Annotated in this window: 3 protein-coding genes and 1 pseudogene; 2 read left to right on the forward strand and 2 right to left on the reverse strand. The window is 48.8% G+C overall.

Annotated elements, in window-relative coordinates:
• On the forward strand, positions 1-452 hold a 452-nt coding region (locus ACXAFR_RS27020; protein WP_475183192.1), incomplete at its 5' end, for a DUF1826 domain-containing protein.
• A 30-nt stretch (positions 453-482) separates the two neighbouring features.
• Here the strand turns inward: ACXAFR_RS27020 and ACXAFR_RS27025 are convergent.
• A complete protein-coding gene (locus tag ACXAFR_RS27025; protein ID WP_475183195.1) occupies positions 483-2,744 on the reverse strand; it encodes an arylsulfatase in 2,262 nt (753 codons plus the stop codon).
• Between the two features lie 156 nt (positions 2,745-2,900).
• Between ACXAFR_RS27025 and ACXAFR_RS27030 the strand changes: the two are divergent.
• A pseudogene (locus ACXAFR_RS27030) lies at positions 2,901-3,847 on the forward strand (IS3 family transposase); the annotation flags it as partial.
• Between the two features lie 219 nt (positions 3,848-4,066).
• On the opposite strand, the gene ACXAFR_RS27035 reads toward ACXAFR_RS27030, so the two are convergent.
• The coding region (locus tag ACXAFR_RS27035) for a transposase (RefSeq protein WP_475183198.1) at positions 4,067-5,505 on the reverse strand (1,439 nt) is incomplete at its 5' end.

The following is a 5,505-nucleotide window of genomic DNA, read 5'->3' on the forward strand; positions in this document are numbered from 1 at the left end:
AAACACCACTTTCAGTTATAACTCACGAAGAGCCCTTTGCACCACAACTGCATGCCTATATTGCTGAACTAGTAGACATGTTTGCGTGCTTATTTGAGGACAACACAGTAGGGTTTCGATTGTCCACCCTTGATAGGGCAATGTGCCCACGCTTTCATGTTGATAGAGTACCCTGCCGGTTAGTCACCACCTTTCTAGGCCCTGGAAGTCAGTGGATTGAACACGCTGCAGTAGACCGTTCTAAGCTGGGCCATAGAAGCAACTCATCTAATGATGTTGAATGGGGCCTCATTAGGTCTATTCACGATATAAACGCATTGCAAACTGGCGATGTGGCATTGCTTAAAGGCGAGCTGTGGCAGGGTAACGAGAACGCTGGCATAGTGCATCGTTCCCCACCTGTACCCGCCGGTCAACCGCGTATTGTGATGACGTTAGATTTGGTGGATTGAGTTCCCCTTCGCAAACGTAGAAGTTTGCGTTTAATGGAGTGTAATCTCAATAACATCAGTACTTACCTTTCCGTTGTCTGGCTGTTGTGATACTAAAGAAATATCGCCGTACCTACCAATGTGGGTCTCTAAGCGGTTAAATGCGACATCATCAATGACTAAGTAAGTAGTAATTGGAGAATCATCAATCTTCAGTGTAAGTTCATGCTGGCCATTAGAGAGTTGTGTCATTTTCGTAGTGACTTTGTGCTCGCCAGACGCAAGAGGGGTATCACTTATAAGTGTTTTGACGTCTTTTTGCAGGTGAGATGACCGATAAATGAAATGTACATAGCCATTGTTAATTTGTAGCCCCCACCCGCTAAATCTATCACCTCTCGTGTATACAGGGCCACTGGCGTCGTCCCCGTCCACGTTAATATCCGCCGTAATTGTCCAGTTGCTTTTTAGGGCTGGCACAGACATTACCGTTAGTGGATGCAGGGACGGAAAATACGTAAATTTTTTGCGTCCATCCATTACGTTAGGTCGGAAATTAGGATTAAAGCGCTCAATAAAGCGGTCATCTATAGGCTGTACATGATACCCCTGCGTCACTTGAGTGAATTTAGCTTGCAGCTCCTTTAATTTTTCTGGATAGGTTTTTGCGAGATTATTTGCTTGTGAGAAGTCCTCTGCTACATTGTAAAGCTCCCACTCATATTCAGGCTCTGAATAGTGAACACTCCAAGGCAGCCTTCTTGGCGTAGTAGCGGCCACCCAGCCGTTGTCGTACAACGCTCTATTGCCCAACATTTCGAAGTATTGCGTTCGAGGTATTTCTGTGACTTTTTCGAGAGAGCTTCGCATAATTCCACTCAGCATACTTACACCATCAATAGGGAGTTGACTCACACCATCAACCTGTTCCGGTATCGTTATATCTGCCACCTCATATAAGGTAGGCGCTATATCAATGACATGATGAAATTCGCGCTTTATCTCTCCAGGCTCAGCAATGGCTTTTGGCCAGCTTATTACAACACCATTACGTGTGCCGCCAAAATGGGAGGCAACCTGCTTACTCCATTGAAAAGGCGCATTCATTGCCCACGCCCAACCTGAAGCATTGACAGGCTTAGACTTATCGGTACCGATTAGGGAGGCTAACTTCAGATCGTGGCTGTGTGTATCTACTTGGTTAAACATGGCGACTTCACTAAGCTCGCCTAACAGGCTTTCCGCTGCCGCACCATTGTCGCCTTGAATGAAGATAATGAGGGTATTTTCATACCGACCACTTCGCCTTAGCTCATCTAACACGCGACCAAATTGATAATCTGAAAACGCCAACATGGCTGCGTAGGCTTCCATAAGCTTTTGACTAAATACTTTTTCATCATCATTTAAACTTGACCACGCAGGTATCGCAGAAGGTCGAGAAGTACAAGGAGTAGCGCTTGGAATTAGACCTGCGTCACGTTGACGTTCACATATTTGTGCACGCATAGTGTCCCATCCCATTGCAAATTTCCCCTTAAACCGAGATAACCACTGCTGCGGCGCTTGTAAGGGAGAGTGTGCAGTGCCAGGAGCATAGTACAATAGAAATGGAGCATTACCGCCTATCGCTTGTTGCGTTCGCAACCACGAGATAGCATGATCGGCTAAGTCTCGCTCGAGAATGTAATCGGGTGTATCAGGTACACTTACTTGGGTGCGATTCTCGAGTAGAGTTGGCTTAAATTGGTCAGTTTGAGAACCGTTAAACCCATAAAAATAATCAAACCCCAACCCGTTTGGCCATCGTTCAAATGGGCCAAGAGGCGTATCTTCCCACAAGGGCGTATTGTGATTTTTACCCACCCAACCAGTGTCGTACCCATTTGCCCCTAACACTTTACCGATAGTGGCTGCAGAAGCAGGAATTACCGAGGTGTAACCCTCAACATCCACACTCATATTTCCTATCGCGCCAAAATTAACCGCATGGTGGTTTCTACCTGTTAATAACGACGCGCGGGTTGGAGAACACATAGCGGTAGTATGGAATTGTGTATACCTAAGTCCTTCACTAGCTAACTCATCTAAGTTTGGGGTAGGAATTAAGCCGCCAAAGGTACTCGACGATCCAAAACCAACATCATCAGTCATCACGAGTAAAATGTTCGGTGCATCTTTTTTTGCTTGTGGGGCTTGGGGGTAGTGCTCCCATTGTTGCGCATCAGAGCAGAAAGCAACGCCGATTAGTAGCCACCCAATAATCGAAAAGGTAGGTTGTTTAGTAAATTTTAAGGACATCAACTTGTACAAAATTTTATCTATTAACTTCGCAATGAATATCGCTAACCTTATACAATTCCCAGTTAGTTTACTTGTCGCTATATGAACAGATTTTTGATTGTAGTGGCAGACTAAACCCGAACACCATTTTAAGTGGTAGCATTACACTTAATAACGAGGTGTTCAATGAAAAGACAAAGACGATCATTCAGTCCGGAATTTAAACATGATTCAGCCAGCCTGGTAGTTGATCAGGGTTACAGTATGACTGAAGCTGGTCGCGCAGTAGATGTACATGAAAATACTCTGCGCAAGTGGGTTCGGCAACTTGAGGCAGAGCGCGGCGGCAGTACGCCCAAGTCCAAAGCGTTGACTCCGGAGCAGCAGCGTATACAAGAACTCGAAGCACGCGTAAATCGCCTGGAACGAGAAAAGACCATATTAAAAAAGGCTACTGCACTCTTGATGTCCGACGACCTGAAGTCCACGGGCTGATAGACCGGTTGAGGGTGCATGAATCAACAGAATTGGTCTGTTCAGCGTTAGGTGTTGGTGTCAGCAGTTATTACGAACGACGAAAGCGTCAGCGCCTGATTGGTGCCAAGCGGCGTATTCTGCGCGCCAGAGTGAAGCGCCTGTTTGACAAAAGTCGTCAGTCCGCAGGCACTCGAACACTCGTTGATATGCTTCGCGATGAAGGCATTACCATGGGCCGGTTCAAAGTAGGCCGGTTGATGAAAGAACAAGGGCTGATGAGTAAGCAGCCGGGCAAACATGCTTATAAAAATGTTCAGGTTGAACGGCCAGATATCCCGAACTTACTGGACAGACAGTTCAATGTGGAGAAACCCAATCAGGTATGGTGCGGCGACATCACTTACATCTGGGCGGGCTCAGCATGGCATTATGCTGCTGTAGTTATCGACCTCCATACTCGCAGGGTTATCGGTTGGAGTATGTCACACCGGCCGGATGCGGAACTCGCAGCCAGAGCCTTAGATATGGCGTATGAACTACGAGGTAAGCCAGAAGGTGTGATGTTCCACAGTGACCAGGGCTCTCAGTACGCAGCGCGCAAGTTCAGGCAAAGGCTGTGGCGTTACAAGATGACCCAGAGTATGAGTCGACGAGGGTATAGGAAGTATAAACCACCGATTTGCCCCTCACCCGAAGTATCTTACCTGAAATTCCCTCACCCGTTTACCGCTCAAGCACTAATTTTCTCTGCCGGACCAACCCAGCTTAGCTTAAAAAAGGTTCAGCTTAGCGGCAAATTCTCTGATTGATGATTCACAGGATATAAGCTGCCCCACCACTCCACTTAAAAGTTGGCAGTGTTAGCTTTGTGCTTATCAGCCAAAAAGACGACTCTGTGATGGGTCGAACAGGCTGGGAGTCAGTGGCGGTGCTCGTTCTGGCGGTAACTCGTGCTGCTTGGCGGCATCCGCCTTGGCCGCTTTCTGCTTCAGGTGCCTGAGAATCTGCTCAATGACCTTGGGGTCCTCGATGCTGGCAATCACTTTGACTTGACCGCCGCAGTGTTCACAGACTTCAATATCGATATTGAAAACTCGTTTCAGTCGCTGCATCCAGGTCATGGCACGATGTCGCTCTGCGGGACTCTTGTCTTGCCAATCGGTATCGGGTGGCTCAGTGTCGGGCTTCTTGCCACGCTTGGACGGCGTCACTTGAACGCGGTGTTTGCTGTTGGGCGCGAAGACGCCGTGGAAACGTGTGAGGTTGACTCGTGGCTTGGGTACCAACGCGGCCAGTTTGGCAATGAAGTCCAGCGGCTCAAAGATCACATGAGTCGTGCCATTGCGGTACGGAGTTTTGAGCTCGTAACGCACCTGCCCATTGGCGGTTAATGCCAGACGTTTTTCTGAAACTGCCGGCCTGCTTATATAGCGACACAGGCGCTCGAGTTTATCCCGCTGATGCGCTTCGGCCATCACACCAGCATGTAAGGAAAAGCCGGCGTGGTTGGCTACTCGACTGCTTGAGTCGGCTTTATCCTCACGCCCCGGCAAGGTTTGCAGCGTGAAGACCTTGCGCCCTTGCTGGGGACCGGTTGCAATGCGATAGGTCACGGAAGCGCCGTGCAATTGAGTCAACGCATCGTCTTCGCCATCTTCCAGCGTTAACCAGGTATTCTCGGCATCGCGCTCCAAAATCCCACGCTTTTCTAAGCAACGGGCGATGCGGTGGCTGAGGGTGTAGACGAGGGAGTTCAGCTCTTCGTGAGTAGGCGCTTTAGCGCGATGGAAGCGCTGCTTACCGTGACCATTGTCGGCGTAGACCCCATCGAGGAACAGCATATGAAAATGGACATTAAGATTCAGCGCAGAACCGAAACGCTGGATCAATGTCACCGAGCCACTTTGTGCCGTCGTTTTGGTGAAACCCGTTGTCTTAATGAGGTGAGCTGAAAGTGCGCGGTAAACAATGCTCAAGACCTTGCCCATCAGCTCTGGATGACGAGCCAGTAAAAAGCGCAGCTGAAACGGAAAGCTCAACACCCATTGGCGAATGGGTACTTTGGGAAAGACCTCATCCACCAACAAGGCCGCACTTTCTGCCATCCGGCGGGCACCGCAACTGGGGCAAAAGCCGCGTCGTTTACAGCTAAAAGCGACCAAACGCTCGTGATGGCAATCTTCGCAGCGAACCCGCAAGAAACCATACTCTAGGCGACCGCATTGTAGGAAATCTTCGAATTCTTGTTGGATGTAGCGGGGAAGATACTGACCTTGAGCTTCTAGCGAGGCCTTGAAGGCGGGGTAATGTTGCT

The sequence above is a fragment of the Pseudomaricurvus sp. ABR4_320 genome (assembly GCF_056159445.1).